Raw genomic sequence first — 24,280 nt, 5'->3', positions numbered from 1 at the left:
TGGTTGCGGCGCTAGTTTAACGAGCCGGGGTGGCGGCGCGGGTCAGGCGGTCGCGCACACCGTCCCAAGCGGGGGTGAAAGGCGGTGTTTCCACCCAAATCTGCGCCACGCCTTGTGCGTCGAAGCGGCGGAGTTGGGCAAACAGGTGGTAGGCGCAGACGGCGGGGTCTTGCGGCATGGCATACAGCGCGACTTGTTGGCTCTGCACTGGCGCAATGCTTGTATCGCTGCGTGCCCAAATGGCAATGCTCGGTTTGGCAGGGCAGGCTTCGCCTGCTGATCCCGACCCACCCGGCGCAGCCTGAGTGGGGGTGTTGTATTGCTTTGCGCTTTGGGCGTTCACGGCTAAACCGCGCAGCGCTTCTTGTATTTCAGCCGCCGTCATCAAGCGCACTTGGGCGTGCGGGGCGTAATGCGAAGCGAGCGTGCCCGAGGCGCGCGGAGCGTCAGCATCAGGCGCTTGGGGCGTGACTACGGCGATGCCACATGCCGCACTGAGTTGCTCGGGCGTCAAGGCCCCTGGGCGCAACAACACGGGCGCAGCGCGGGTGCAGTCGACGATGGTGGACTCAATGCCCACGGCACATGCGCCGCCGTCCACGATGAGCAACTCTGGCCCAAATTCACCCGCCACATGCGCGGCGGTGGTCGGGCTGACGCGGCCAAACAAATTGGCGCTGGGAGCAGCTACACCGTACACGCCCAATACTTCGCAAGCTTGCAAAACGGCTTGTGCCACTGGGTGCGCGGGGCAACGCAAGCCGACCGAGTTTTGCCCGCCTGCTGCGGCTGCCGCAACTTCCGCGCGGCGCGGCAGGATGAGGGTCAGCGGGCCGGGCCAAAAAGCGTCGATCAGCTTCTGCGCAAATTCCGGTACATGGCTGGCAAAACGCTGCACGCCTTGCGCGCTGGCCACATGCACGATGAGCGGGTGGTTGGCAGGGCGGCCTTTGGCGGCAAAGATTTTGGCTACGGCCGCGTCATTGCCAGCGTCTGCCGCCAAACCGTAGACCGTTTCTGTAGGCAAGCCCAACAAATCGCCGCGCTGCAACGCTTGCGCAGCGGTGGCGATGGATGGGGGGAGCTGGCCGTCAAGAATCATGGGGCAAACGGAGCGGGCGTCGTTAGGTAATCGGGCGATGGGTGCAGCAATGCGTAGGCCCAGCGTTAAAACGCCGCGATGCCCAAAATGGCAGCCGCTTGCAACGCCGTGTGGCGCGCAGCCTCAGGCGTTGCCGCCGTGATGTTGAGGTGCCCCATCTTGCGACCCACGCGCGCTTCGCGCTTGCCGTAGAGGTGCAAATGTGTGCCGGGCAGCGCCAACACGTCATGCCAAGCGGGTTCGACTTGCGAAGAATTAGGGTCAGAACCCAATTGTTTGGGGAACCACAAATCGCCCAGCAGGTTGAGCATGACGGCAGGGCTGTGTTGGCGGGGTTGCGTCAAGGGCAAATCGGCCATGGTGCGCACTTGCAGTTCGAACTGCGACACATCGCAGGCGTCTTGGCTGTAGTGGCCGCTGTTGTGGGGGCGGGGGGCGATTTCATTGACGACCAACTTGCTCACAACATCACCACCTTCGACCAACACAAAAAACTCCACGCACAACACGCCCACGTAGTTCAGTTCTTGCGCCACGGCTTTGGCTGCCGTGATGGCTTGTTGGGCCAATGCCTCAGGCACATTGCCCGCAAACACCTCGGTCACGGCCAAGATGCCGTCGCGGTGCAGGTTGCGTTGCACGGGCAAATTGACCATCGCGCCATCGCGGCCACGTGCCACGATGACCGAGCATTCGCTGGCCAAGGGCAGCATTTTTTCCAACACGCAAGGCACGCTGCGCAGTTTGGCCCAGCCCGCCTGCAGTTCGTCACGCGTGCTCACGCGCAATTGACCTTTGCCGTCGTAGCCCATGCGAGAGGTTTTCAAAATGCCGGGCAGCAAGGTGTCGCTCACGGCGGCGAGTTGCTCGGCCGTGTCGATCACCGCATGCGGGGCCACAGGCACACCGCATTTCACAAAGTGAGCTTTTTCACGCGCTCGGTCTTGCGCCACAGCCACGGCTGATGCAGCGGGTGACACAGGCAAGGTGGCGGCGAGCTGCGCCAGCGCATCGGCGGGCACGTTCTCAAATTCGGTGGTCACCGCTTGGCACACGGCGGCGAGTTGCTTCAGGCCCGCGGGGTCTAAGTAGTCGGTGTGGATGTGGTGGTGGCTGACCAAGCCTGCGGGGCTTTGTGCATCGGGGTCGAGCACCGCCGTGTTGTAGCCCATACGCTGCGCGGTGTGCGCCCACATGCGGCCCAACTGGCCGCCGCCCAACACGCCCAAAGTCGAGCCGGGCAGCAAAGGCTTCAAGGTTTTGCTCATACGGGTGGCAGCGTCATGTTGCGGGCCACGTCGGTTTGTGCCACACGAAAGGCTTGCAGCTTTTCAGCCAACACAGGATCGGTCGACGCCAGCAGGGCTACGGCGAACAAGGCCGCGTTCGCCGCGCCCGCATTGCCAATGGCAAACGTGGCCACCGGAATACCTTTGGGCATTTGCACAATGCTGTGCAACGAGTCCACGCCTTGCAAATGCTTGCTCGCCACCGGCACACCCAGCACCGGCACGATGGTTTTGGCCGCCAACATGCCCGGCAAATGCGCCGCCCCACCCGCGCCTGCGATGATGGCGCGCAGACCACGGTCTTGCGCGGCCTCAGCGTAGGCAAACATGTCGTCAGGCATGCGGTGGGCAGAAACCACACGGGTTTCAAAAGCGACCCCAAATTCTTGGAGAATCTGGGCTGCATGTTGCATGGTGTCCCAATCAGAATTGGAACCCATGACGACGCCGACTTGGCACTGGGTCATGATGTGGCTGTGTGTGTAAGCAAAAACGAATTTTAAGACGGGACCCCCATGATCGATGTGACGATGGAAAATTTCGAGGCCGATGTGATCGCCGCTTCTCAAACCACCCCCGTGTTGGTGGACTTTTGGGCCGACTGGTGCGGGCCCTGCAAATCCCTCGGCCCCGTGCTGGAAAAGTTGGAAGCTGCCTACGCAGGCCGCTTCAAGCTGGTCAAAATCAACGCCGACACCGAGCAGCAGTTGGCGGGCGCATTTGGTGTGAAAAGCTTGCCCACCTGCATTTTGTTGATGGGCGGTCGCCCTGTGGACGGCTTCATGGGCGCAATTCCTGAGGGCAAAGTGCGGGAATTCTTGGACAAACACTTGCCCTCCGACGGCGAAGTGGCCGCACAAGCCGACGCCCAAGAAGCCGATCAGCTGCTGCAATCGGGCGACGCACACGCCGCCCTGGCCAAACTCAGCGATGCGCTGAGCCAAAACCCCGCCGACGACGAAACCCGCTACAACTTGGTGAAACTGCTGATTTCGGTCGGTGAACTGGCCGAAGCCGAGGCCGCGCTGAGTCCCAAACTCACAGAAATTCCGCTGCAGCTGCGCTTTGACGCCCTGAACTATTGGCTGAAAGCTTTGCAATTCGTGGCGACCGACGAGCGCGCAGCTTGGAGCTTCGAGCAGTTCGACGCCGCCATCGCCCAAAACAAACGCGACTTCGACACCCGCTTGGCCAAAGCACGCGTGTTGATTGCTGCCGAATTGTTTGAAAACGCGATGGAAGAGCTGCTCGAAATCATCATGCGTGACAAGGCATGGAACCACGATGTGGCGCGCAAAACCTACGTGTCTATCTTGGAACTCATGACCCCACCCAAGCCCAAAACGGACGATGCCGCCTTCGGCAAATCCGCTGGCGGCATCGAATTAACCGGCAAAGCTGCGGTACAAGAAGACCCCGTGCTGGAGATGATTTCTCGCTACCGCCGCAAGCTCAGCATGGCGCTGAACTGATCTCGCTGCTAGCTCAGCGGGTGCTCTTGGATGTATTGACGCAACGCTGAGTTCACACGGGTTTGCCAACCCTTACCCGTGGCTTTAAATGCGCCCACTAAATCAGCGTCCAGACGAATCGCTGTGAACACCTTGGTGGCCTCCGCTTTGGGTCGACCGCGCGGTCGCTTCATCGCGACCAAAGCCTCGTAAACGCTTGCTGACAGCGCCTCTTGCGCTGGCTTAGCTTGACTGTCCCAAACATGTGTCAATTCGCGAGAATCGGCATCTGCGGCAATACCCGTTGCAATTGCGGCATCGTCTTGCGCCGTTGGCAATACAGTTCCTGCTTTAAGCTTTGGCATAACTCTTCACCTCTCGTAAATTGGCTTTGCGCAAACTGATGATGCGCAATGCGCTATCGCGCAAACAGAACACCATCACGCACAAGCGCTCACCTACATAGCCCTTGGCTTCAAACCTTGGCTCGGCATACGTCCGGCGGCGATCCTCCAAGATCCATGCGGTTTCCCATTCAAAGTCTTCCGCATCCGATAAGCGCAAGCCGTGCTTTTTGAAATTGCTGTCGTCTTTGACGGGGTCAAATTCGTAGTGCATCCGATGGATAAATTAATGTATTAACAATAAATCAATTTGTCAAGACTGACAACCCCCATTCTTCAAGGGTCAGGCGCAAAAATGACCAGCCAGAAGTCAAAAACCCCGCTTGTTTCAAGCGGGGTTTTCACATCAAAGTACAAAAGCTCAGTCCTGCAACCGATCCCAAGCCTCTTGGTACTTGGCTGCGGTTTGGGCAATCACCGCTTGCGGCAAATGCGGCGCAGGCGGTGATTTACTCCAAGGCTTGCCTTGCACTTGGGCCGTTTCCAACCAATCGCGCAAAAACTGCTTGTCGTAACTCGGTGGGTTCACACCCGCTTTGAAGCTCTGCTCATAACCCTCGACAGGCCAATAGCGTGAAGAGTCGGGTGTGAGCACCTCGTCCATCAACACGAGGTTGTTGTTGGCGTCCAAACCAAACTCAAACTTGGTGTCGGCAATGATGATGCCTTTGGCTGCCGCCACGTCGCGGGCAGTCTCGTACAAAGCGATGCTGATCGTTTTGATCTTCTCAGCCAAGCTGCCGCCAATCATCTCCACCACTTGCTCATACGAGATGTTCTCGTCGTGGTCACCCACCGCCGCTTTGGCGGCTGGCGTGAAGATGGGCTCTGGCAGCTTGCTGGCGTTCTTCAAACCTTTGGGCAGCTTGACGCCACACACAGCTTGGTTGGCTTGGTATTCGGCCCAGCCGCTGCCCGCCAAATAACCACGCACCACGGCTTCCACGGGAATGGGCTTCAAGCGCTTGACCAACATCGAACGACCGGTCACCTGCGCCACTTCGTCCGCGCTCACCACGCTCTCAGGCGCGTCGCCGGTTAGGTGGTTGGGGCAAATGTGACCGAGCTTGCCAAACCAGAACAACGCCATTTGGGTGAGCAATTCGCCCTTGCCCGGGATGGCCTCGCCCATGATGACGTCAAACGCGCTGATGCGATCCGACGCGACCATCAAGATGCGGTCGTCGCCCACGGCGTAGTTGTCGCGCACTTTGCCGCGTGCGAGCAATGGCAATGAAGTGAGCGCCGAGGTGTGCAGTGCTGACATGGATTACTTCACCAACTGGGCGAGTTCGCCTTTGGCGTATTTGGCAGCGACGATTTGCAGGTTGTCACCCTTGATCTTGCTGCCTTGGCCTTCGCAACCGAATTCCAAATAGCGTTGTTTGCAAATGGCCATGGCGGCTTCACGGGCGGGCTTCAGCCACTCGCGGGCATCGAACTTCTCAGGGTTCTCGAACAAGAACTTGCGCACTGCGCCGGTCATGGCCAAACGGATGTCGGTGTCGATGTTGATCTTGCGCACGCCGTGCTTGATGGCTTCTTGAATTTCAGACACGGGCACGCCGTACGTCTCTTTCATCTTGCCGCCGTACTGGTTGATGATGGCCAACAGGTCTTGCGGCACGCTGGAGGAACCGTGCATCACCAAGTGGGTGTTGGGAATGCGTGCGTGAATTTCTTTGACGCGGCTGATGGCCAAAATGTCGCCCGTGGGCATGCGGCTGAACTTGTAAGCGCCGTGGCTGGTGCCGATGGCGATGGCCAAGGCGTCGAGCTGCGTGGCTTTGACAAACTGAGCGGCTTCTTCGGGGTCGGTCAGCATTTGGCTGTGGTCAAGTTTGCCTTCGGCGCCCACGCCGTCTTCTTCACCGGCTTCGCCCGTTTCCAAATTGCCCAAACAGCCCAATTCGCCTTCGACCGACACGCCCACTTGGTGCGCCATGGCCACAACTTTTTGGGTCACGCTGACGTTGTAGTCGAAGCTGGAAGGGGTCTTACCGTCTTCGAGCAACGAACCGTCCATCATGACGGAGCCAAAACCGAGGTCAATCGCGCCTTGGCAAATCTTGGGCGACGTGCCGTGGTCTTGGTGCATGACCAAGGGGATGTGGGGGTAGGCTTCGGTGGCCGCTTGGATCAAATGCTTGATGAACGACTCACCCGCGTATTTGCGCGCGCCAGCACTGGCTTGCAAGATCACAGGCGCGCCCACAGCATCAGCAGCGGCCATCACGGCCTGCACTTGTTCTAAGTTGTTGACGTTGAAAGCGGGAATGCCGTAACCCTGCTCTGCCGCGTGGTCCAGAAGTTCGCGCATCGAAACGAGTGCCATGGAAGATTTCCTCTAATGTTAAAAATTTGTGAAACTGCCAAAATTTTAAATGCGGCAGCTTGGCGGGAAGCTGACAGGACATCGCTGTCGAGCACCCGCCTCAAAAACAATCATCCAACTTCGCAAATGCGCAGCATGTTGGTGCCACCAGGCGAGCCCATCGGGTCGCCGCAGGTGATGGCGTACACGTCGCCTGTATTGATGATGCCGCGCGACTTCAACCGCGCTTCGGCTTGGGCCATGGCCGTGTCGCGGTCGGTGCTGGTGTCCATCAACAAGGGGCGCACATTACGGAACAACGCCATGCGGCGTTGCGAGGAGACCTTAGTCGTCAGTGCGTAAATAGGAATATGAATGCGGTGACGGCTCATCCACAGTGCCGTCGAACCCGACTCGGTCAAGGCCACGATGGCCTTGGCACCCAAGTGGTGGGCGGTGAACAAGGCGCCCATGGCGATGGTTTGGTCAATGCGGCTGAAAGTCTGGCCTGTGAAATCGGCATCCAACTCGACCTGCTCGGCGCCTTCAGCAGCAGCGCAAATTTTGGCCATTTCTTCCACGGTTTCGAGCGGGTATTTGCCAGCAGCGGTTTCGGCACTGAGCATCACGGCGTCGGTGCCGTCGAGCACGGCGTTGGCCACGTCGCTCACCTCGGCGCGGGTGGGCACGGGGTTGGTGATCATGCTTTCCATCATCTGGGTGGCGGTAATCACCACTTTGTCGTGCTGGCGGGCCAGCTTGATCATGCGTTTTTGAAGCGCGGGGACAGCGGCATTTCCGACCTCCACCGCCAAATCGCCGCGCGCCACCATGATGCCGTCGCTGGCTCGCAGAATGGCCTCGAGGTGAGGAATGGCCTCGGCGCGCTCAATCTTGGCAATCAAACCGGGCTTGTGTTTGTATTCGGCGCCCGCCACGTTGCAGAGCTGACGCGCCATTTCCATGTCGGTGGCGTTTTTAGGAAAGCTCACCGCCACGTAATCGGCCTGAAAACTCATGGCAGTGCGGATGTCGTCCATGTCCTTGGCGGTCAACGCAGGCGCCGTCAAGCCACCGCCTTGTTTGTTGATGCCTTTGTTGTTGGACAGCTCACCACCCATTTTCACGGTGGTGAGCACTTGCTCGCCGCGCACCGCGTCCACCGTCAACACGATCAGGCCGTCGTTGAGAAGCAAGAGGTCGCCCGATTTCACATCGCGGGGTAACTCTTTGTAGTCCAAGCCCACGCCTTGCAAGTCGCCGAGTTCGGTGCGTGAGGCGTCCAACACAAATTTGGCACCGTTTTCTAGCATCACTTTGCCGTCAGCGAACTTGCCAACGCGGATTTTGGGTCCTTGTAAGTCGGCCATGATGGCCACTTCACGGCCAGCGCGCACGGCCGCTTCGCGCACCAAATGGGCGCGGTCAATGTGGTCTTGGGCCTTGCCGTGGCTGAAATTCAAGCGAACCACGTTGACGCCTGCACGGATCATTTGCTCCAGCAACGCGGGATCGCTGGAAGCAGGGCCTAATGTGGCAACAATTTTGGTGGCGTGACGGGGCATTCAGCAGTCTCCTAATGGGTGTTCTTTGCGTTGATTCTCACACGGTTGACAGGCCAATTTCGCAAAGTCCCGCCCCCTTTCTCGGTGTCAGAGCGGTCAAAGCCCGTACCACGCAAGGGCAGACTCGCGCCAATCGGCTCAACAGAGCACAAAAAGCGATAATCAAGGTCGTATTTGATTCAAATCAGTGCAAATTGCCTCGGCAAACCTAAGATTCAGTGACTATGACCACCCACATCCAACCTATTCTTCCCGGCGAACCCATGCCTCACCGCAAAGTGATGCGTGAGTGGCTGCTGCCTCTGTCTGGCCGCACCACGGCCCTTGCCTTTGTTTTGATCATCACCGACTACATCTTGTGGGCCGCTTTGCTCACCGGTACCGTGCTATTTGAAGCCTGGTGGGCCAAGCTCTTGTGCGGTTTGGTCGCTGGCTTTGTGATTGGCCGCCTGTTCATCTTGGGCCACGACGCGTGTCACCAAAGTCTGACACCTCACCGCAACCTCAACAAGTGGTTGGGCCGCATCGCGTTCTTGCCCTCGTTGACGGCTTACAGCTTGTGGGACATTGGCCACAACGTGGTGCACCACGGCTACACCAACCTCAAAAACTTCGACTTCGTGTGGGCCCCCTACACCCCAGAAGAGTTCGCCGCACTGAGCCCGTTTGAGAAGCTGCGTGACCGCGTTTATCGCAGCGGCTGGGCACCTGGCCTGTACTACATGATCGAAATCTGGTGGAACAAGATGGTGTTCCCCAACGAAAAGAACATGCCCACACGCCGTCCCATCTTCACCAAAGACTGCTGGTTGATCACGGTCTTCGGCTTCGCATGGGTCGCGGTCATGGCTTGGGCGGCCGTGGCGACCGAGCAATCGATTGGCTACATCTTGTTGATGGGCGTCGCGGTGCCGTTCTTCTTCTGGGTCACCATGATTGGTTTTGTGGTGTATGTGCACCACACCCATGTAGAAGTGTCTTGGCACGAAGAGCGCACTGGCTGGTCTAAGGCGTCGCCGTTTGTGTCCACCACCGTGCACCTGACCTTCCCCATGCAGATCGGCGCGCTGATGCACCACATCATGGAGCACACCGCCCACCACTTGGACATGAGCATTCCTCTGTACAAGCTGAAGCAAGCACAAAGCAAACTTGAAGAATTGCTGCCCGAACGCATCATTGTTCAGCCCTTCTCGTGGAGCTGGTATGTGCAAACCGCCCGCGACTGCAAGCTGTATGACTTCAAAACAGACAGCTGGATGACGTACGACGGCAAAGTCACCAGCCCTCGGGCGATGAAAGCGGCCTGAGCCTTTTGAGCCATCAGACGCAACGAAAAAGCCCCGCAATGCGGGGCTTTTTAATGGGCGAGGTTGAAAGGCGACACATCAAATACTTTTAAAGTACCGCCTCTAGACCTTTACGCTCTAACAAACTGAGCAATTTGAGCGATGGACCGCTCGGGTGCTTGTCACCCAACTCCCATTTACGCACCGTCGAAATGCTGGTGTTGAGCACCGCAGCCAACACGGCTTGGCTCAATTGCAAACTCTGTCGCAAATCACGAATCTTGGCGCTGTCAAAGTCGGCCACCGGCGCAATGCACAACGCATCAAACTTGCTCATCTTACGTTTGTCGATAAAACCCAAGCGATGCAAATCTTGCGCCGTTGCATGTGCAGCTTCTAACAATCGGCTTTTTGTTTTTAATTCAGTGCTCATGACAAATCTCCTTCAATGCGCCATCCGCGACTGCAATTGCAAGCTCAGCACCGGACCTCAGCAATAGCTGTTCAGCTAGCTCTTGTAAAACATCTAACTCATCGGCATCAATATTGGTGCGTTCGTTTTTCTCAAAACCAAAAACAAAAAACCATCGATTGTTTTTGTTATTCGCCACCAAGGTTCGTGCGCCACTGCGTTTGCCACGGCCCGCCAAGCCCACGCGCTTTTTAACCAATCCATGACCAAGGTCTGCATCGATCAAACCTTGCGACATTTCTAGCACTGCTGTGCATAAAGCCACGTCAGTGAGATCGGTCTTGCGCATCCATCGGTCAAAGTGACGCGTTTTGAAAACTCTCTTTTTAATTATGCCACTTAGTGGCATAGATTTAATCATCGTCATGGTTCACCTTGCAGGACATGAGTCCATGCAAGATACCCATGCGATAGCGTTTTAGTGCAAGTAAAAATCGTAAAAAAGCCCCTCGCATCTGACATGCGAGGGGCTTGTGATTGCCTGATCGTCAATTCGCGCAAATTTTCTCGCCAGTCGATTCGCGTTTGAAGCAATTCATGGGCAGTTTGTCATCAGCGCCGTTCAGCTTTGGAGGCGGTGATGGGTAGCGGTAGCGGTCTTTCATTTCCTTCTCCCATTCTTGGCCTTGAGCTTTTTGCTTCGTCTGACAGTCTTGAATTGCCGCATGATTCGGCAAATTGACGCAACTCTGAGGCGAGCCAATCGGAAAGGGCTGCAACGGTTGCGCCCAGACAGCCAACGGAAAAAGGACAACGCCAGCGCAAACAAATTTGACCGTGAAACGCATCTTCAAACCCCCAAATGAAAACACGGGCAAAGATACCCGTGTTACTTGGTGCGCCGTTGAGTTCAACTCAACTTGACATCAGGTCCTCGCTCAACCGGCTGCGCGCTTGGTCAAGATCTCAAAGGCGGGCAAAGTTTTGCCTTCCAAGATTTCCAAGAAAGCACCACCGCCGGTGGAGATGTAACCCACTTGCTTTTCAATGCCGTACTTGGCAATGGCCGCCAAGGTGTCGCCGCCGCCCGCAATGCTGAACGCGCTGGATTCGGCAATGGCTTGCGCAATCACCTTGGTGCCGTTCTCAAACGCGGCAAATTCAAACACGCCCACGGGGCCGTTCCACACGATGGTGCCTGCCGATTTGAGCTGTATGGCCAACTTGGCTGCGGTTTCTGGACCAATGTCCAAAATCAGGTCGTCGTCGGCCACTTCGGTGGCTTTTTTCACGGTGGCCACCGCATCGGCCGAGAAGGTTTTGGCGGTCACCACGTCGGTAGGAATCGGCACTTCGGCACCGCGAGACTTCATGAGTTCAATCACGGCTTTGGCTTCGTCGATCAGATCGGGTTCGGCCAAGCTCTTGCCAATCTTCAGGCCCGCCGCCAGCATGAAGGTGTTGGCAATGCCGCCGCCGACGATGAGTTGGTCCACATTGCTGGCCAAGCTCTTCAGAATCGTCAATTTGGTGCTGACCTTGCTGCCAGCCACGATGGCGGCCAAGGGACGCTTAGGCGAGGCCAAGGCTTTTTGGATGGCGTCAATTTCAGCCGCCAACAAGGGGCCAGCGCAGGCGATGGGCGCGAATTGCGCGATGCCGTAGGTGGTGCCTTCGGCGCGGTGGGCGGTGCCAAAGGCGTCGTTCACAAAGATGTCGCACAGCGCGGCCATTTTGCGGGCCAAGTCTTCGTTGTTCTTTTTCTCGCCCTTATTCACGCGGCAGTTTTCCAGCAACACCACTTGACCGGGGGCCACGGTCACGCCGTCCACCCAGTTCGAAATCAGTGGCACCTCGCGGCCCAACAACTCTCCCAAGCGCTTGGCGACGGGGGCCAACGAATCTTCGGGTTTGAACTCGCCTTCGGTGGGGCGGCCCAAGTGGCTGGTCACCATCACGGCGGCACCCGCGGCCAGCGCCATTTGAATGCAAGGCACCGAAGCGCGCACGCGTGTGTCTTCGGTGATGGCACCGCTGTCGTCTTGCGGCACGTTCAAGTCGGCACGGATGAAAACACGTTGGCCTTGGGCTTTGCCGTTGGCGCACAAATCAGAGAAGCGAATGACGTTCATGGTGGGCTGAGTTTGAAATTGAATAACTCGCCCATTCTAAAAGTCTGGGCTTGCGCAACCTGACACGCCACGATCAGCCTCTGCGCCTGAAGCTGATCGTGTCGAACGCTGCTAAGCGTTACATCACCGCGCCGAGTTGCCACGGCACAAACTCGTTTTGACCATAACCGTGTTGCTCGCTCTTGGTGTACTGGCCTGACGCTGCTGCGATCATCATTTGAAAAATGCGTTCGCCGGCTTGCTGCACAGTTTCTGAGCCATCGACCACGCCGCCGCAGTTGATGTCCATGTCGTCTTCTTGGCGCTGCCACAACGCGGTGTTGGTGGCTAACTTCAGCGACGGGCTGGGCGCGCAGCCATAAGCAGAGCCGCGTCCGGTGGTGAAGCAAATCAAGTTAGCACCGCCTGCGACTTGGCCAGTGGCCGACACGGGGTCGTACCCCGGGGTGTCCATGTACACAAAGCCTTTGGCGGTGATGGGCTGGGCGTACTCGTACACATCCACCAAATTGGTGGTGCCGCTTTTGGCAATGGCACCCAAGCTTTTCTCAAGAATGGTGGTCAAGCCGCCCGCCTTGTTACCGGCGGAGGGGTTGTTGTCCATTTGCATGTTGTTGCGACGGGTGTAGGCCTCCCACCACGCAATGCGCGCGCGCAATTTGTCGGACACGGCCACGCTGACGGCACGTCGGGTGAGCAAGTGTTCACCACCGTAAATTTCAGGCGTTTCCGACAACACCGCCGTCCCGCCATGGCGCACCAGCAAATCAACCGCAGCGCCCAACGCGGGGTTGGCACTGATGCCCGAATAGCCGTCGCTGCCACCGCACTGCAGACCCACTGTCAGGTGGCTCAGCGGCACGGGCTCGCGGGTCACGCGGTTGGCCTCGGGCAACATGGCTTTGATCAGTGCCACGCCTTTCTCCACGGTCTTGCGCGTGCCGCCCGTGTCTTGAATGTTGAAGGTCGCCAGCTTCACATTTTCTTGCAATCCTTCTTGTGCAATCAAGCCTGTGATTTGGTTGGTCTCGCAGCCCAAACCCACCACCAGCACGGCCGCAAAGTTGGGGTGCTTGGCGTAGCCACCCAAGGTGCGGCGCAACACTTGCAGTTCTTCGCCGTCGCTGGCTGTGGCGCAGCCCATGCCATGGGTCAACGCAACCACACCATCGACGTTGGGAAAGTCAGCCAAGGCTTCAGGGCGAATGTCGCGACGGAAGTAATCGGCAATAGCGCGCGCTGCGGTGGCCGAGCAATTGACCGAGGTCAACACGCCAATGTAGTTGCGCGTGGCCACGCGGCCATCCGCGCGCACGATGCCTTGAAACGTGGCGGGTTGGTCCACATACGCGGTGGGCTGTGCGGCCGAGCCGGGTGCGTGTTCACGCGCAAAGTCGCTGAAGGCCAAGTTGTGTGTGTGCACATGCTCACCCGCCGCAATGTCACGTGTTGCCATGCCGATGATTTGGTCGTAGCGACGCACAGGCTGCCCCTTGGCAATCGCCGTGGTGGCCACTTTATGGCCCGGCGGCACCAAGCCAGACACCGTCACGCCTTCTTGCGCGAGCACGGTGCCGCCCAAAAGTTGTTGGCGCGCAATGACCACGTTGTCTTGCGCGTGAATGCGAATGACGGGCAACATCAGTTCGACCACCCGCCGTCAATGATTTGTGACGTGCCCGTGGTGAAGCTCGACTCATCGCTGGCCAAGTACACGGCCAACAAGGCAATTTCTTCCACACGGCCCACGCGGCCCATCGGCTGACGTGCCACAAAAGCGGCTTCGACTTGCGCAATGGTTTGGCCGCTGGCCTGTGCCTGTGCCGAGATGCGGTCACGCAACGAAGGCGACTCGACGGTGCCCGGGCAAATCGCGTTGCAACGCACGCCAGTGGTGATGTAGTCGGCGGCGACCGCTTTGGTCAAACCAATGATGGCGGCTTTGGTCGTGCCGTACACAAACCGGTTGGGCGCACCCTTGATGCTGCCGGCCACGGAGGCCACGTTGATGATGGAGCCTTTGCCTTTTTTGAGCATGCCGGGCAAGAAGGCTTTGATCATGTGGAACTGCGAGCGCACGTTGAGGTTGAACGCAAAGTCCCACTCGGCTTCGGTGCAATCGAGCACGGTGCCCGCGTGCACAAATCCTGCGCCGTTGAACAGCACATCGATCTCGCCATGCTTGGCGTGTGCGGCTTGAATGGCTGCGTCGCTGGTGACGTCCAACACGTCGATGGCGCAGCCGCATTCTTGCTTCAGAGTTTCAAGGGCTGCTGCATTCACGTCGGTCGCAATGACCGTCGCGCCTTCGCGCACAAAGGCCAGTGCGGTGGCGCGGCCAATGCCTTGACCTGCTGCAGTGACGAGGGCTGTTTTGCCTGCTAAACGATTGCTCATGGTTGTCTCTCTGTGTGGATTAAGTGTTGGAAGTTTTGGGCACCAAAGAGGCGCCCGTGATGCGTTCTTGTGCCTCGACCAAGGAGGGCACAAATTTTTTGCCAAAGCCCAAAGCACTGGCCATGCTGAGTGACTGATGCACCGCCTCGCCCATCAAAGTGGGAACGCCCATGCCTTCGGCCAAATGGGTGTAGTACCGGATGTCTTTGCGGGCGTTGTCGAGCTCGAATTTCAAGCCCGTCAAGTCACCATCCAAGGTTTTGGCCATGGCTTGGAACAAGCCAGAATTCACCGGCCCTGCACCCACCAAGGCGACGAGTTGCTTGGGGTCAATGCCCGCGCGTTTGCCCACGGCAAAAGCCTCGGCTGTGGCTGTGCAAATGGCTTGGCCAATGAAGTTGTTGAGCAGCTTGATGCCGTGGCCCGCACCGGGCCCACCCACATGAAACACGTTTTCTGCGCAGCATTTCAAAATGGGCTCGAGTTGGGCAAACACCGCAGGCTCAGCGCCCACCATGATGTTGAGCCGACCCGCCTCAGCCTCGACAGGCGACCGTGCCAACGGCGCATCCACAAAGGTCACGCCTTTGCCGTGTGCCAATTCACGCAAATGCGTGGTGGAGTGCGGCTCGCTGGTGGAGCAATCGACGATGACCAAGCCCGCTTTGGGGTTGGACAACAAACCATTTGCGCCTGACACCACAGCTTCGACTTGAGGAGAGCCGGTGACGCAAATCAGCACCACATCACATGTCTCGCCTAACTCGGCCGCATTGGCCGCCAGGGTCGCGCCTGCGTCCAACAAATCTTGCACACGGTCGCGCTGCTTGTGCACCGTGATCGCCACCTGTTGGCCTTTGGCCAACAGGTTTTTTGCCATGCCGTGGCCCATGAGGCCGGAAGCACCGATGTAACCAATTTTCATGTCTGTCTCCTTTGTGTTTTGTTGCTCTGTTTTTCAGTCGTTCAAATTCATACGCCTGCCGCGCTCAGCTCTTCTCGGGTAGGCAGGCCTTCGCAATCGCCACGCACTTGCACAGCGCGTGCACCCAGCCATGCGCCACGACTTGCTGCTTTTTCTAAGGACATACCTTCAAGCAAAGCGCTGATCACGCCCACAGCAAAGGCGTCGCCTGCGCCCACGGTGTCCACCACCTTCGCCACGGGGAACGCTGGCACGAACGCACAGCCTGCTGGGCCATCCACGTAAGCACCTTGCGCGCCCAACTTAACGACCACCTGCGTGGTACCTGCGTCGCGGTAAAAACGTGCAATGTCTTGCGGCGTGTCGCAACCGGTGAGTTGACGACCTTCATCCAAGCCAGGTAACACCCAATCGGCTTGCGCCGCCAAGGCGTTGAGAGTGTCGCGCATCACAGCGCGATCGGGCCACAACGCGGGGCGCAAATTGGGGTCAAAGCTGATGGTTTTGTGGTGTGCCCGCATGTGGCGCATGGCCGCTTGCGTGGCAGCCATCGTGCTGGCCGACAGCGCAGGAAAAATACCCGTCACATGCAAATGACGGGCGCTGGCCAGCCACGGTAAATCCAAATGTTCGGGGCCAAGCTGACTGGCTGCCGAGTTCGCACGTTGGTAGGCAATGGGCGGGTCTGACCCATCATCCACACGCCCCTTGCGCATGGAGGCGGTGAGGCCATTTGACATCGTGGCAACGTGCGAGCAGTCGATGCCTTCGCGCTCAAAGGCTTGCCGCAAATAATCGCCATTTGCATCGTCACCCAAGCGGCTGACCCAACCGACACGCAAGCCCAAACGCGCCAAGCCCACCGCCACATTGGTTTCAGCACCTGCCGTGTGTTGGCTGAAGCTTTGCACCTCAGCCAACGGCCCCGTTTGCTCGGCAGCCCACAGCACCAAGGCCTCGCCCAGCGTCACCACATCAGGGGGTGCGGCGTGTTGCATGGGCTAGGGCAAGGGCAAGGATGCGTATGAGGGGCGTTTTAGCCGCGGCCCACAAAAGGCATCTGGTTCGCCATCACCGTGACGAACAAGATGTTGGACGACAGCGGCAAGCTGGCCATGGTCATGAAGGTGTCGACCACCGAGCTCATTTCCATACGGGCTTCGGGCTTGATGGTGCCGTCGGCTTGGTGCACGCCATTGGCCATCTTGATGGTCATGTCGCTGGCCACGTTGCCAATGTCAATTTGACCCACCGCAATGTTCATACCGCGACCGTCCAAATTGGCCGCACGGGTCAAACCGCTGATGGCGTGTTTGGTGGCGGTGTAGGCAATCGAACCTGGGCGCGGTGCATGTGCCGAAATCGAGCCGTTGTTGATGATGCGTCCGCCTTGTGGCGACTGGGTTTGCATTTGCTTGAAGGCGTGTGAGAGGCAATAAAACGCGCCGTTCAAGTTGACGTCCACCGCTTGACGCCATGTGTCTGCCGCCATATCACCGGGCAGGGTGTAGGGCAGCGAAATGCCGGCGTTGTTGAACAACAAATCCACGCGTCCAAATTTGGCGACCACAGTTTTAAAAAGCTGCGCAACCTCTGCGTCTTTGCTCACATCAGTGGGCACGGCCAAGGCGTTAGCGCCGTTGGCACCGGCTTCTGCGATGGCGGCATTCAGCGCGTCGGCGCGTCGCCCCACCAAGGCCACTTGCCATCCGGCTTGGAGCAAAGCCAAGGCACACGCTTTGCCAATGCCTGAGCTTGCGCCCGTCACAACTGCTACTTTTGTCATCTCGCTTGTCCTCTTGAAGTCTGGAAATTAATGGTTGTCTTTGGGCACGGCAGAGCCGCGCATGCCACGCAAGAAGTCAAGGTCAGCACCTTCATCCGCTTGCAGCACATGGTCAATGTAGAGCTTCCAATAGCCGCTATTCATCGCAGGTGCTGGCGGCGTCCACGCGGCGCGGCGGGTGGCCAACTCGGCATCATCCACATGCAAATGCAGGCTGCGATTGGGCACGTCAAGCGTGATCAAGTCACCGTTTTGCACCAAGGCCAAGGTGCCTCCCGCAGCAGCTTCGGGTGCGGTGTGCAACACCACGGTGCCGTAGGCGGTGCCGCTCATGCGGGCATCGCTGATGCGCACCATGTCGGTGATGCCCTTACGCAACACCTTGGGAGGCAAGGGCATGTTGCCCACTTCGGCCATGCCGGGGTAGCCCTTGGGTCCGCAATTTTTGAGCACCAAGATGCAGGTTTCGTCCACATCCAAATTCTCATCGTCGATGCGGGCGTGGAAATCGTTGCTGTCTTCAAACACCACGGCGCGACCGGTGTGTGTCATCAACGCGGGGGTGGCTGCGCTGGGCTTGATCACGGCGCCGCGTGGCGCCAAATTGCCACGCAAGATGGCGATGCCGGCCTTCTCTTTGAACGGCTGGTCAAACGGCTTGATGACGTCGGTGTTGTAGTTTTGGGCGTCCGCCACGTTTTCGCCCACGGTCTTGCCGTTGGCGGTGATGATCTCGGTGTGCAGCAGGTGGGCGATTTCTTTCATCACCACGGGCAAGCCACCGGCGTAGCAGAAGTCTTCCATCAGGTATTGGCCCGAGGGCTGCAAGTTCACCAAGCAAGGCAATTCGCTGGCCAAACGGTCAAAGTCGTCGATGCTCAAAGGCACGCCCAAGCGACCGGCGATCGCCACCAAATGGATCACCGCGTTGGTGCTACCGCCAATCGCAGCCAAGGTGCGAATGGCGTTCTCGAACGCTTCACGGGTCAAGATTTGTGAAATCTTGATGTCGTCTTTGACCATTTGCACAATGCGGCGACCCGCATCACGGGCCAGCACATTGCGACGGCCATCTACCGCAGGGTAGGCGGCGTTGCCGGGCAAACCAATGCCCAAGGCTTCGACCATGCTGGCCATGGTGCTGGCCGTGCCCATGGTCATGCAGTGGCCGTGGCTGCGGTGCATGCAGCTCTCGGCTTCAAAGAAATCTTGCAGCTTCAAGGTGCCTGCGCGCACTTGCTCGCTCATGCTCCACACGCCGGTGCCAGATCCTAACTCTTGGCCGCGCCACTTGCCGTTGAGCATCGGGCCACCGCTCACGCCAATGGTGGGCAAGTTGACACTGGAAGCCCCCATCAACAAACTGGGTGTGGTCTTGTCACAGCCCATCAGCAGCACCACGCCGTCAATCGGGTTGCCACGGATGCTCTCCTCCACATCCATGGAAGCGAGGTTGCGGTAAAGCATGGCGGTAGGGCGCAACAAGGTTTCGCCCAAGGACATGACAGGGAATTCAAGCGGAAAACCACCCGCTTCATACACGCCAATCTTGACCTGCTCGGCCAAGGTGCGGAAATGCGAGTTGCAGGGCGTGAGCTCGCTGAAGGTGTTGCAAATGCCGATGACCGGACGGCCATCGAATTGATCATGCGGCACACCTTTGCCTTTGACCCAGCTGCGGTAAGCGAAGCCGTCGCGGTCTTGGCGACCGAACCATTGTTGACTGCGTAAATCTTCGGGGCGTTTTTTGGGCTGATCGGTCATGCGGTTCTCGTGGGTTTACTGGTTTCCCCGCATCCGGATGCAGGGCACCCGAGCATATTATGGTATGACGATTGAATTCCAACCCCGTAGAAGCCCTAGGAGCCCGCTTTGTCTCAAATTGATGTCTTGTCCGTGACCAAACTCTCGCCTTTGCTGGAACCGCAATTGCGCGCCGTCTTCAACCTGCACGACCGCCTGCACGAAACCGATCCTGCTGCGTTTGCCAAGATCGCGCCCAGCATTCGTGCCATCGCCGCAAGTGGCGAGTCCAAAGTGCCCGCTTCGTTGATTGAGCAGTTGCCCAAGCTTGAAATCATTTCTGTTTTTGGCGTGGGCTATGACGGCGTCGATGTGGCCGCAGCCAAAGCGCGCGGCGTGATGGTGACCCACACCCCCAATGTGCTCAATGACGATGTGGCCGACTTGGCCATGGGCTTGATGCTGGCAGCGGCTCGCCAATTGCCCGCCTCTGACCGCTACGTGAAAGACGGCAAATGGCCCACAGGCCCCATGCCCTTGGCGCGCAAAGTGTCAGGTGCACGCATGGGCATTGTGGGCATTGGCCGTATTGGCCAAGCCATCGCGCAGCGCGCGCTTGCCTTCAACATGTCGGTGGCTTACACCTCGCGCAGCCCCAAGGCCGACTTGCCCTTCACCTACTTTGCTTCGGCCGAAGCCTTAGCGGCTGAGAGCGATTATTTGGTGGTCATCACCCCGGGCGGCGCGGGCACACGCAAGCTCATCAACGCCGACGTGCTGAAAGCTTTGGGCACTAAAGGTATTTTGGTGAACGTGGCTCGCGGTTCGGTGGTCGATGAAGAAGCTCTGATTGCGGCCTTGCAAAACGGCGTGATTGGTGGCGCGGGCTTGGATGTGTTTGAGAACGAGCCCAACGTGCCTGAGGCGCTCAGGGCTTTCCCCCATGTGGTGCTGGCGCCGCACATTGGCAGCGCCACCACACAAACTCGCCAGGCCATGGCGGACTTGGCCTTCAACAACACCAAGTCGCATTTTGATGGGCATCCCGTGCACACCCCCGTGCCGGAATGTGCAGTCAAGGGTTAACCCATGAATGCGGGTAACTCCGCATTTTTGATCGACTCAATCATCATACGATAGCACCAAGGTCTAAGCAGCCTTGCATTTCCAACATTAGGAGACAACAGATGAAACTGAAGACATGGTTGACAGGCGCAATGGTTGCGGCCGGCCTGATCACAGCGGTGGGCCCCGCCTTCGCCCAAGAGAAATTGAACGTTTGGTGGGTCAAAGGCTTCTACAAAGCCGAAGACGACGCCTTGTTCGCGGCCATCAAAAAATTTGAAGAGAAGAACAAAGGGATCAAGATTGAATTGTCCCAGTACCCGATTCAAGACATGATCCCCAAGACGGTGGCAGCGCTTGACTCTGGCAGCCCCCCTGACTTGGCTTACGCCGACACCTATGACTTCCAAGTCACAGCCAAGTGGGCTTATGACGGCAAGCTGGAAGATGTTTCCAGCGTGATTGACAAAGTGCGCAACAACTTTGAGCCTGCTGCACTGTCCACCACGTTCTTGTACAACAACCAAACCAAAACGCGCGCTTACTACGCCTACCCCATCAAACAGCAAACCATGCACATCCAGTATTGGAAAGACATGCTCGCTGAGTCAGGCTACAAAGAAAGCGACATCCCGACCGACTGGAAAGGCTACTGGGACTTCTGGTGTTCCAAAGTCCAAACCGGCTATCGCCAAAAAACCGGCAAACGCGGCTTTGGTACTGGCTTCCCCATGGGCGTGGACTCCACCGATTCCTTCTTCTCCTTCCTGACGTTCATGGACGCGTACAACGTCAAGTTGGTGAGCGACTCCGGCAAACTCTTGGTCGATGACCCCGCTGTGCGCGCCGGTCTGATCAACGCTTTGAACGACTACACCGCCGTGTACACCAAGGGCTGCACACCACCGTCGTCCACCAGCTGGAAAGACCCGGACAACAACGTCGCATTCCACAACAAAACGACGGTCATGACGCACAACGCCACGATCTCGATCGCTGCCAAGTGGTTGGACGACATGAACAACACCGCGCTGACCCAAGAGCAACGCGATTTGGGCAAGAAGAACTACTACGAGCTGATTGGTACAGCAGGTTTCCCACTGAAACCCGATGGCACCAAGATGACTTACCGTTCGGCGGTCAAAACCGGCGTGATCTTCAAGGATGCCAAGCGCAAAGACTTGGCGAAACAATTCTTGGCTTTCATGCTGGAAGAGCAAAACCTGACACCTTACGTGGAAGGCTCGCTCGGTCGTTGGTTCCCTGTGACCAAAGCGGCGCAACAACGCCCCTTCTGGAAGCAAGACCCTGCTCGTTTGGCGGTTTACAACCAGTTCATGAATGGCACCCAACCGTTTGAGTTCACCAAGAACTACAAGTTCACCGTGTTGAACAACGAAAACGTGTGGGCCAAAGCCATGAACCGCATGTTGAACGAAAAAGTGCCGACTGAAAAAGCTGTGGACGAAATGATCGCCCGCATCAAAGAAGTCGCCGGTAACTAAACCCAAAGCGCACACCGGTGCCAGCCTTGCGCTGCACACCGGTGTGTGTCTTTCCCCCTCCCGATTGACATTGGGTTGCACGCGTGAAAACTGCAACCTTTGAGGCGAACTTTGCCCATGAATACCCTAGCTACCCCTCTTAACCCGCCGCCCACCAAGCCGATCACGACGTGGGAGTACTGGGGCCGCCTGATGGTGGTGCCCTACATCGTGGTGTTTTTGGTGTTCGTGCTCTACCCCGTTGGCTACGGTTTGTGGCTAGCGCGCCATCCACAAAGCTATGTGGATCTGTACAACGACCCTATCTTTTTCCGCAGCGCAGTCAATACACTGGTGTTCTTGGTCGTGGCCATCAACTTGAAAATGATGGTGGCCTTGGCGCTCTCAGGCTTCTTTGTGATGGAGCGGTGGTGGGTCAAAATTGTGGCCGCCATCTTTATCTTGCCTTGGGCTGTGCCCTCGATTCCCACCATCTTGTCGGTGCGCTTCATGCTCAACCCTGAGTGGGGCATCATCAACAGCGCGATCTTCCGCTGGACCGGCTTAGACGGCCCCAATTGGCTCAATGACCCCACCCTGGCCTTGAGTTTGTCCATGGTCATGCACATCTGGAAATCGCTGCCATTTTGGACCTTGATTTTGGTCGCTGCGCGCTTGTCCATTCCGACGGAGCAGTACGAAGCAGCCTCTGTGGATGGCGCGACCGGATGGCAAAAATTCAAGTTCATCACTTGGCCTTCCATGCGCTCGATCTACCTGACCTCGACCATCCTCTCCATGATCTGGACACTGGGCGACTTCAACAGCGTGTACTTGCTCACCGGCGGCGGCCCTGCCGACATGACCCACGTTTTAGCCACCCTAGGCATTCGTTACCTGCGTCTTGACCAAGTGGACTTGGCCATGGCCTCCATCGTCGTGGGACTTCCATTTATCTTGCCCTTGGTTTACTTCATGATGAAAAGGCTGTCGAAATGAGCTTGAAAAAAATAGCCACCGAAGCCAAGTTGCTGCTGATCGGCATCCCTGTGCTGATTTGGACCTTGTTCCCCATTTATCACATGGTGTTGTTTGCCATCTCCCCGCGCGACACCGCCACCTCCGGCCATCTCTGGCCTGAGCACCCGACGCTGCAAAACTTTGAAATCGTCTTTAAGCGCGATCACTTTTACTTAGACCATTTTTGGCAGCAACTCGGCAACTCGTTCGTGATCGCGTTGTCCGTTGGCGCGCTGACCTTGTTCGTCGCCACCACCTCCGCGTTTGCCATCAGTCGCCTCAAAGTACGCGGCGGGCGCACAGTGATGAACTTGGCTTTGTTCACCTACTTCATCCCTGCCGCTTTCTTGGCAGTGCCCATGTACAAAACCATGGGTTTGTATGGGTTGCTGAACAACCAATGGGCCTTGATCTTGGCCATGGTCACCATCGCGTCGCCCTACTGCATTTGGGTGCTCAAACAAGCCAGCGACAAACTGCCGTTTGAGTTGGACGAGGCCGCTCGCATTGACGGCGCCACGCCTTTGCAATTGTTCTGGATGGTGTACCTGCCCCTGATGGTGCCCTCGCTCGTCGCAGTTGGCACCTATGCCTTGTTGCTGGCTTGGAACGAGTACCTCTACGCCTTCTTGTTGCTGTCCAGAGACCAAGACGTGACCTTGGCCGTCGCGCTAGGCAACTTCTTATCGGCTGACGACTCACCGTGGGAACTGCTGATGGCCACTGGCTTGATTTACGCCTTGCCTCCCGCCGCGATTTACTACACCTTCAAACGCTACATGGTGTCGGGCTTGACCGCCGGCGCTGTGAAAAGCTAACTTTTTGCGCAACTGAGAACCAAACCATGGCATCCGTTTCATTTAACAACGTTCAAAAAACCTACGGCAACAAAGTCAAGGTCATCCACGGCATCACGTTCGAGATTCAGAACGGCGAATTCGTGGTGTTGGTCGGCCCCTCAGGCTGCGGCAAATCCACCCTGCTGCGCATGTTGGCCGGCTTGGAAGAAATTTCGGGTGGTGAGATCAGCATCGACAGCACCGTCATCAACGAGTTGGAATCCAAAGACCGCGACATCGCGATGGTGTTCCAAAGCTATGCGCTGTACCCCCACATGACCGTGCGCGAGAACATGGCGTTCTCGCTGCGGCTGCGCAAAGCCGACGCCAAGACCACCGAAGAACGTGTGGGCAATGCCGCCCGCATCTTGAACCTTGATGCGCTGCTCGATCGCTATCCCCGCGAACTCTCCGGCGGTCAACGCCAGCGCGTCGCGATGGGCCGTGCGATCGTGCGCGACCCCAAAGTGTTCTTGTTTGACGAACCGCTGTCCAACCTCGACGCCAAGCTGCGCGTGGCCATGCGCGCTGAAATCAAAGCCCTGCACCAACGCCTGAAAACCACCACCGTTTATGTGACGCACGACCAGATCGAAGCCATGACCATGGCCGACCGCATCGTGGTGATGCACGACGGCATCGTCGAGCAGATCGGCACGCCGCTGGAACTCTTTGACAAGCCGGGCAATTTGTTTGTGGCGCAGTTCATTGGCTCGCCCGCCATGAACGTGTTCAAAGGCACCGTGCAAAACGGCCAAGTGACTGCATTAGATGCCTCGTGGCCCATGCCGCCCACGACCCAACCCGTGGCAGACGGCACCTCGGTTCATTACGGCGTGCGCCCCGGTGATTTGGAATTGGCCGAGAGTGGCATCGCCGCCCAAGTGGTAGTGGTCGAGCCCACGGGCGCCGAAACCGAATTGCTGCTGCAAATTGGTGAGCAAAAATTCACCTTGGTCATGCACGGCCGTACCTCGGTTCAACCCGATCAAACGGTGTATCTGAAGTTCGACACCCACAAAGCGCACGTGTTTGACGGCACCACCGAGCAACGCCTCTGACC

General features: G+C 57.9%; 25 protein-coding genes. 7 read left to right on the top strand and 18 right to left on the bottom strand.

Annotation, left to right across the window (positions count from 1 at the left end):
* Positions 1–16: 16 nt before the first annotated feature.
* The 3 genes from B9Z42_RS14420 to purE all read right to left on the bottom strand — a co-directional run bounded on the left by B9Z42_RS14420 (position 17) and on the right by purE (position 2,858).
* Positions 17–1,102, bottom strand: coding sequence for an L-threonylcarbamoyladenylate synthase (locus B9Z42_RS14420; protein ID WP_100134113.1), 1,086 nt, complete (start codon positions 1,100–1,102; stop codon positions 17–19).
* A gap of 65 nt (positions 1,103–1,167) precedes the next feature.
* Positions 1,168–2,370 (bottom strand): 5-(carboxyamino)imidazole ribonucleotide synthase, encoded by a 1,203-nt coding sequence (locus B9Z42_RS14415; protein ID WP_100134112.1) that lies wholly within the window; start codon positions 2,368–2,370, stop codon positions 1,168–1,170.
* Positions 2,367–2,858, bottom strand: a complete 492-nt coding sequence (purE, locus tag B9Z42_RS14410; protein ID WP_100134111.1) for a 5-(carboxyamino)imidazole ribonucleotide mutase — start codon at positions 2,856–2,858, stop codon at positions 2,367–2,369. Before purE ends, B9Z42_RS14415 begins: the two co-directional genes overlap by 4 nt.
* A 48-nt stretch (positions 2,859–2,906) precedes the next feature.
* On the opposite strand from purE, the gene trxA reads away from it, so the two are divergent.
* The gene (gene trxA, locus B9Z42_RS14405) at positions 2,907–3,863 is read left to right on the top strand and encodes a thioredoxin (RefSeq protein ID WP_100134110.1); all 957 of its coding nucleotides are present in this window, start codon (positions 2,907–2,909) and stop codon (positions 3,861–3,863) included.
* Positions 3,864–3,871: 8 nt separating this feature from the next.
* Here the strand turns inward: trxA and B9Z42_RS14400 are convergent, their stop codons facing one another.
* The 5 genes from B9Z42_RS14400 to pyk all read right to left on the bottom strand — a co-directional run bounded on the left by B9Z42_RS14400 (position 3,872) and on the right by pyk (position 8,125).
* Entirely contained in the window at positions 3,872–4,207 is a 336-nt protein-coding gene (locus tag B9Z42_RS14400) for a BrnA antitoxin family protein (RefSeq protein ID WP_100134109.1), read from the bottom strand.
* Positions 4,194–4,460, bottom strand: coding sequence for a BrnT family toxin (locus tag B9Z42_RS14395; RefSeq protein ID WP_100134108.1), 267 nt, complete (start codon positions 4,458–4,460; stop codon positions 4,194–4,196). Before B9Z42_RS14395 ends, B9Z42_RS14400 begins: the two co-directional genes overlap by 14 nt.
* 147 nt (positions 4,461–4,607) lie before the next feature.
* Positions 4,608–5,513, bottom strand: coding sequence for a phosphoribosylaminoimidazolesuccinocarboxamide synthase (locus B9Z42_RS14390; protein ID WP_100134107.1), 906 nt, complete (start codon positions 5,511–5,513; stop codon positions 4,608–4,610).
* 3 nt (positions 5,514–5,516) lie between these two features.
* Positions 5,517–6,581, bottom strand: a complete 1,065-nt coding sequence (fba, locus tag B9Z42_RS14385; protein WP_100134106.1) for a class II fructose-bisphosphate aldolase — start codon at positions 6,579–6,581, stop codon at positions 5,517–5,519.
* A gap of 110 nt (positions 6,582–6,691) precedes the next feature.
* Positions 6,692–8,125: a pyruvate kinase gene (gene pyk, locus B9Z42_RS14380; protein ID WP_100134105.1), complete on the bottom strand. Its 1,434-nt coding sequence runs from the start codon at positions 8,123–8,125 to the stop codon at positions 6,692–6,694.
* 224 nt (positions 8,126–8,349) lie between these two features.
* Between pyk and B9Z42_RS14375 the strand changes: the two genes are divergently transcribed.
* On the top strand, positions 8,350–9,435 hold the full coding sequence (locus tag B9Z42_RS14375) for a fatty acid desaturase (protein ID WP_233203660.1): 1,086 nt from the start codon (positions 8,350–8,352) through the stop codon (positions 9,433–9,435).
* Between the two features lie 88 nt (positions 9,436–9,523).
* Here the strand turns inward: B9Z42_RS14375 and B9Z42_RS14370 are convergent, their stop codons facing one another.
* The 10 genes from B9Z42_RS14370 to B9Z42_RS14325 form a co-directional block, all read right to left on the bottom strand.
* Positions 9,524–9,847, bottom strand: coding sequence for a DNA-binding transcriptional regulator (locus B9Z42_RS14370; RefSeq protein ID WP_100134104.1), 324 nt, complete (start codon positions 9,845–9,847; stop codon positions 9,524–9,526).
* Positions 9,837–10,253: a type II toxin-antitoxin system RelE/ParE family toxin gene (locus B9Z42_RS14365; protein WP_233203659.1), complete on the bottom strand. Its 417-nt coding sequence runs from the start codon at positions 10,251–10,253 to the stop codon at positions 9,837–9,839. The genes B9Z42_RS14370 and B9Z42_RS14365 overlap by 11 nt, the downstream gene beginning before the upstream one ends.
* Before the next feature lie 121 nt (positions 10,254–10,374).
* Positions 10,375–10,674 (bottom strand): hypothetical protein, encoded by a 300-nt coding sequence (locus B9Z42_RS14360; RefSeq protein WP_100134103.1) that lies wholly within the window; start codon positions 10,672–10,674, stop codon positions 10,375–10,377.
* A gap of 90 nt (positions 10,675–10,764) precedes the next feature.
* Entirely contained in the window at positions 10,765–11,958 is a 1,194-nt protein-coding gene (locus B9Z42_RS14355; RefSeq protein ID WP_100134102.1) for a phosphoglycerate kinase, read from the bottom strand.
* A gap of 118 nt (positions 11,959–12,076) precedes the next feature.
* Positions 12,077–13,600, bottom strand: coding sequence for a UxaA family hydrolase (locus tag B9Z42_RS14350; RefSeq protein WP_100134101.1), 1,524 nt, complete (start codon positions 13,598–13,600; stop codon positions 12,077–12,079).
* The gene (locus B9Z42_RS14345; protein ID WP_100134100.1) at positions 13,600–14,355 is read right to left on the bottom strand and encodes an SDR family oxidoreductase; all 756 of its coding nucleotides are present in this window, start codon (positions 14,353–14,355) and stop codon (positions 13,600–13,602) included. The genes B9Z42_RS14350 and B9Z42_RS14345 overlap by 1 nt, the downstream gene beginning before the upstream one ends.
* Before the next feature lie 19 nt (positions 14,356–14,374).
* A complete protein-coding gene (locus tag B9Z42_RS14340) occupies positions 14,375–15,280 on the bottom strand; it encodes an NAD(P)-dependent oxidoreductase (protein ID WP_100134099.1) in 906 nt (301 codons plus the stop codon).
* A gap of 47 nt (positions 15,281–15,327) precedes the next feature.
* Positions 15,328–16,278 carry a sugar kinase gene (locus B9Z42_RS14335; RefSeq protein WP_100134098.1) on the bottom strand — a complete coding sequence of 317 codons (951 nt, stop codon included), beginning with the start codon at positions 16,276–16,278 and terminating at the stop codon, positions 15,328–15,330.
* A 38-nt stretch (positions 16,279–16,316) separates the two neighbouring features.
* Positions 16,317–17,066 (bottom strand): SDR family oxidoreductase, encoded by a 750-nt coding sequence (locus tag B9Z42_RS14330; protein ID WP_100134097.1) that lies wholly within the window; start codon positions 17,064–17,066, stop codon positions 16,317–16,319.
* Positions 17,067–17,093: 27 nt separating this feature from the next.
* Entirely contained in the window at positions 17,094–18,830 is a 1,737-nt protein-coding gene (locus B9Z42_RS14325; RefSeq protein WP_100134096.1) for an IlvD/Edd family dehydratase, read from the bottom strand.
* 108 nt (positions 18,831–18,938) lie between these two features.
* On the opposite strand from B9Z42_RS14325, the gene B9Z42_RS14320 reads away from it, so the two are divergent.
* From B9Z42_RS14320 to B9Z42_RS14300, 5 genes are all read left to right on the top strand, one after another.
* Positions 18,939–19,895 carry a 2-hydroxyacid dehydrogenase gene (locus tag B9Z42_RS14320; RefSeq protein WP_100134095.1) on the top strand — a complete coding sequence of 319 codons (957 nt, stop codon included), beginning with the start codon at positions 18,939–18,941 and terminating at the stop codon, positions 19,893–19,895.
* 101 nt (positions 19,896–19,996) lie between these two features.
* Positions 19,997–21,379 carry an ABC transporter substrate-binding protein gene (locus tag B9Z42_RS14315; protein WP_100134094.1) on the top strand — a complete coding sequence of 461 codons (1,383 nt, stop codon included), beginning with the start codon at positions 19,997–19,999 and terminating at the stop codon, positions 21,377–21,379.
* Positions 21,380–21,496: 117 nt separating this feature from the next.
* The gene (locus B9Z42_RS14310; protein WP_100134093.1) at positions 21,497–22,357 is read left to right on the top strand and encodes a carbohydrate ABC transporter permease; all 861 of its coding nucleotides are present in this window, start codon (positions 21,497–21,499) and stop codon (positions 22,355–22,357) included.
* Positions 22,354–23,196 (top strand): carbohydrate ABC transporter permease, encoded by an 843-nt coding sequence (locus B9Z42_RS14305; RefSeq protein ID WP_100134092.1) that lies wholly within the window; start codon positions 22,354–22,356, stop codon positions 23,194–23,196. The genes B9Z42_RS14310 and B9Z42_RS14305 overlap by 4 nt, the downstream gene beginning before the upstream one ends.
* Positions 23,197–23,222: 26 nt before the next feature.
* Entirely contained in the window at positions 23,223–24,278 is a 1,056-nt protein-coding gene (locus B9Z42_RS14300) for an ABC transporter ATP-binding protein (protein ID WP_100134091.1), read from the top strand.
* Positions 24,279–24,280 lie beyond the last annotated feature (2 nt).

The sequence above is a fragment of the Limnohabitans sp. B9-3 genome (assembly GCF_002778325.1).
Taxonomy (GTDB): domain Bacteria; phylum Pseudomonadota; class Gammaproteobacteria; order Burkholderiales; family Burkholderiaceae_C; genus Limnohabitans; species Limnohabitans kasalickyi.
Note: the sequence above shows the minus strand (reverse complement) of the source record. Positions and strands in the feature narration are given on the sequence as shown.

Excerpts from the sequence above, each read along its gene's own strand:
- B9Z42_RS14420 (WP_100134113.1), bottom strand. The coding sequence starts at position 1,102 with ATGATTCTTGACGGCCAGCTCCCCCCATCCATCGCCACCGCTGCGCAA.
- B9Z42_RS14415 (WP_100134112.1), bottom strand. The coding sequence starts at position 2,370 with ATGAGCAAAACCTTGAAGCCTTTGCTGCCCGGCTCGACTTTGGGCGTG.
- purE (WP_100134111.1), bottom strand. The coding sequence starts at position 2,858 with ATGACCCAGTGCCAAGTCGGCGTCGTCATGGGTTCCAATTCTGATTGG.
- trxA (WP_100134110.1), top strand. The coding sequence starts at position 2,907 with ATGATCGATGTGACGATGGAAAATTTCGAGGCCGATGTGATCGCCGCT.
- B9Z42_RS14400 (WP_100134109.1), bottom strand. The coding sequence starts at position 4,207 with ATGCCAAAGCTTAAAGCAGGAACTGTATTGCCAACGGCGCAAGACGAT.
- B9Z42_RS14395 (WP_100134108.1), bottom strand. The coding sequence starts at position 4,460 with ATGCACTACGAATTTGACCCCGTCAAAGACGACAGCAATTTCAAAAAG.
- B9Z42_RS14390 (WP_100134107.1), bottom strand. The coding sequence starts at position 5,513 with ATGTCAGCACTGCACACCTCGGCGCTCACTTCATTGCCATTGCTCGCA.
- fba (WP_100134106.1), bottom strand. The coding sequence starts at position 6,581 with ATGGCACTCGTTTCGATGCGCGAACTTCTGGACCACGCGGCAGAGCAG.
- pyk (WP_100134105.1), bottom strand. The coding sequence starts at position 8,125 with ATGCCCCGTCACGCCACCAAAATTGTTGCCACATTAGGCCCTGCTTCC.
- B9Z42_RS14375 (WP_233203660.1), top strand. The coding sequence starts at position 8,350 with ATGACCACCCACATCCAACCTATTCTTCCCGGCGAACCCATGCCTCAC.
- B9Z42_RS14370 (WP_100134104.1), bottom strand. The coding sequence starts at position 9,847 with ATGAGCACTGAATTAAAAACAAAAAGCCGATTGTTAGAAGCTGCACAT.
- B9Z42_RS14365 (WP_233203659.1), bottom strand. The coding sequence starts at position 10,253 with ATGACGATGATTAAATCTATGCCACTAAGTGGCATAATTAAAAAGAGA.
- B9Z42_RS14360 (WP_100134103.1), bottom strand. The coding sequence starts at position 10,674 with ATGCGTTTCACGGTCAAATTTGTTTGCGCTGGCGTTGTCCTTTTTCCG.
- B9Z42_RS14355 (WP_100134102.1), bottom strand. The coding sequence starts at position 11,958 with ATGAACGTCATTCGCTTCTCTGATTTGTGCGCCAACGGCAAAGCCCAA.
- B9Z42_RS14350 (WP_100134101.1), bottom strand. The coding sequence starts at position 13,600 with ATGTTGCCCGTCATTCGCATTCACGCGCAAGACAACGTGGTCATTGCG.
- B9Z42_RS14345 (WP_100134100.1), bottom strand. The coding sequence starts at position 14,355 with ATGAGCAATCGTTTAGCAGGCAAAACAGCCCTCGTCACTGCAGCAGGT.
- B9Z42_RS14340 (WP_100134099.1), bottom strand. The coding sequence starts at position 15,280 with ATGAAAATTGGTTACATCGGTGCTTCCGGCCTCATGGGCCACGGCATG.
- B9Z42_RS14335 (WP_100134098.1), bottom strand. The coding sequence starts at position 16,278 with ATGCAACACGCCGCACCCCCTGATGTGGTGACGCTGGGCGAGGCCTTG.
- B9Z42_RS14330 (WP_100134097.1), bottom strand. The coding sequence starts at position 17,066 with ATGACAAAAGTAGCAGTTGTGACGGGCGCAAGCTCAGGCATTGGCAAA.
- B9Z42_RS14325 (WP_100134096.1), bottom strand. The coding sequence starts at position 18,830 with ATGACCGATCAGCCCAAAAAACGCCCCGAAGATTTACGCAGTCAACAA.
- B9Z42_RS14315 (WP_100134094.1), top strand. The coding sequence starts at position 19,997 with ATGAAACTGAAGACATGGTTGACAGGCGCAATGGTTGCGGCCGGCCTG.
- B9Z42_RS14310 (WP_100134093.1), top strand. The coding sequence starts at position 21,497 with ATGAATACCCTAGCTACCCCTCTTAACCCGCCGCCCACCAAGCCGATC.
- B9Z42_RS14305 (WP_100134092.1), top strand. The coding sequence starts at position 22,354 with ATGAGCTTGAAAAAAATAGCCACCGAAGCCAAGTTGCTGCTGATCGGC.
- B9Z42_RS14300 (WP_100134091.1), top strand. The coding sequence starts at position 23,223 with ATGGCATCCGTTTCATTTAACAACGTTCAAAAAACCTACGGCAACAAA.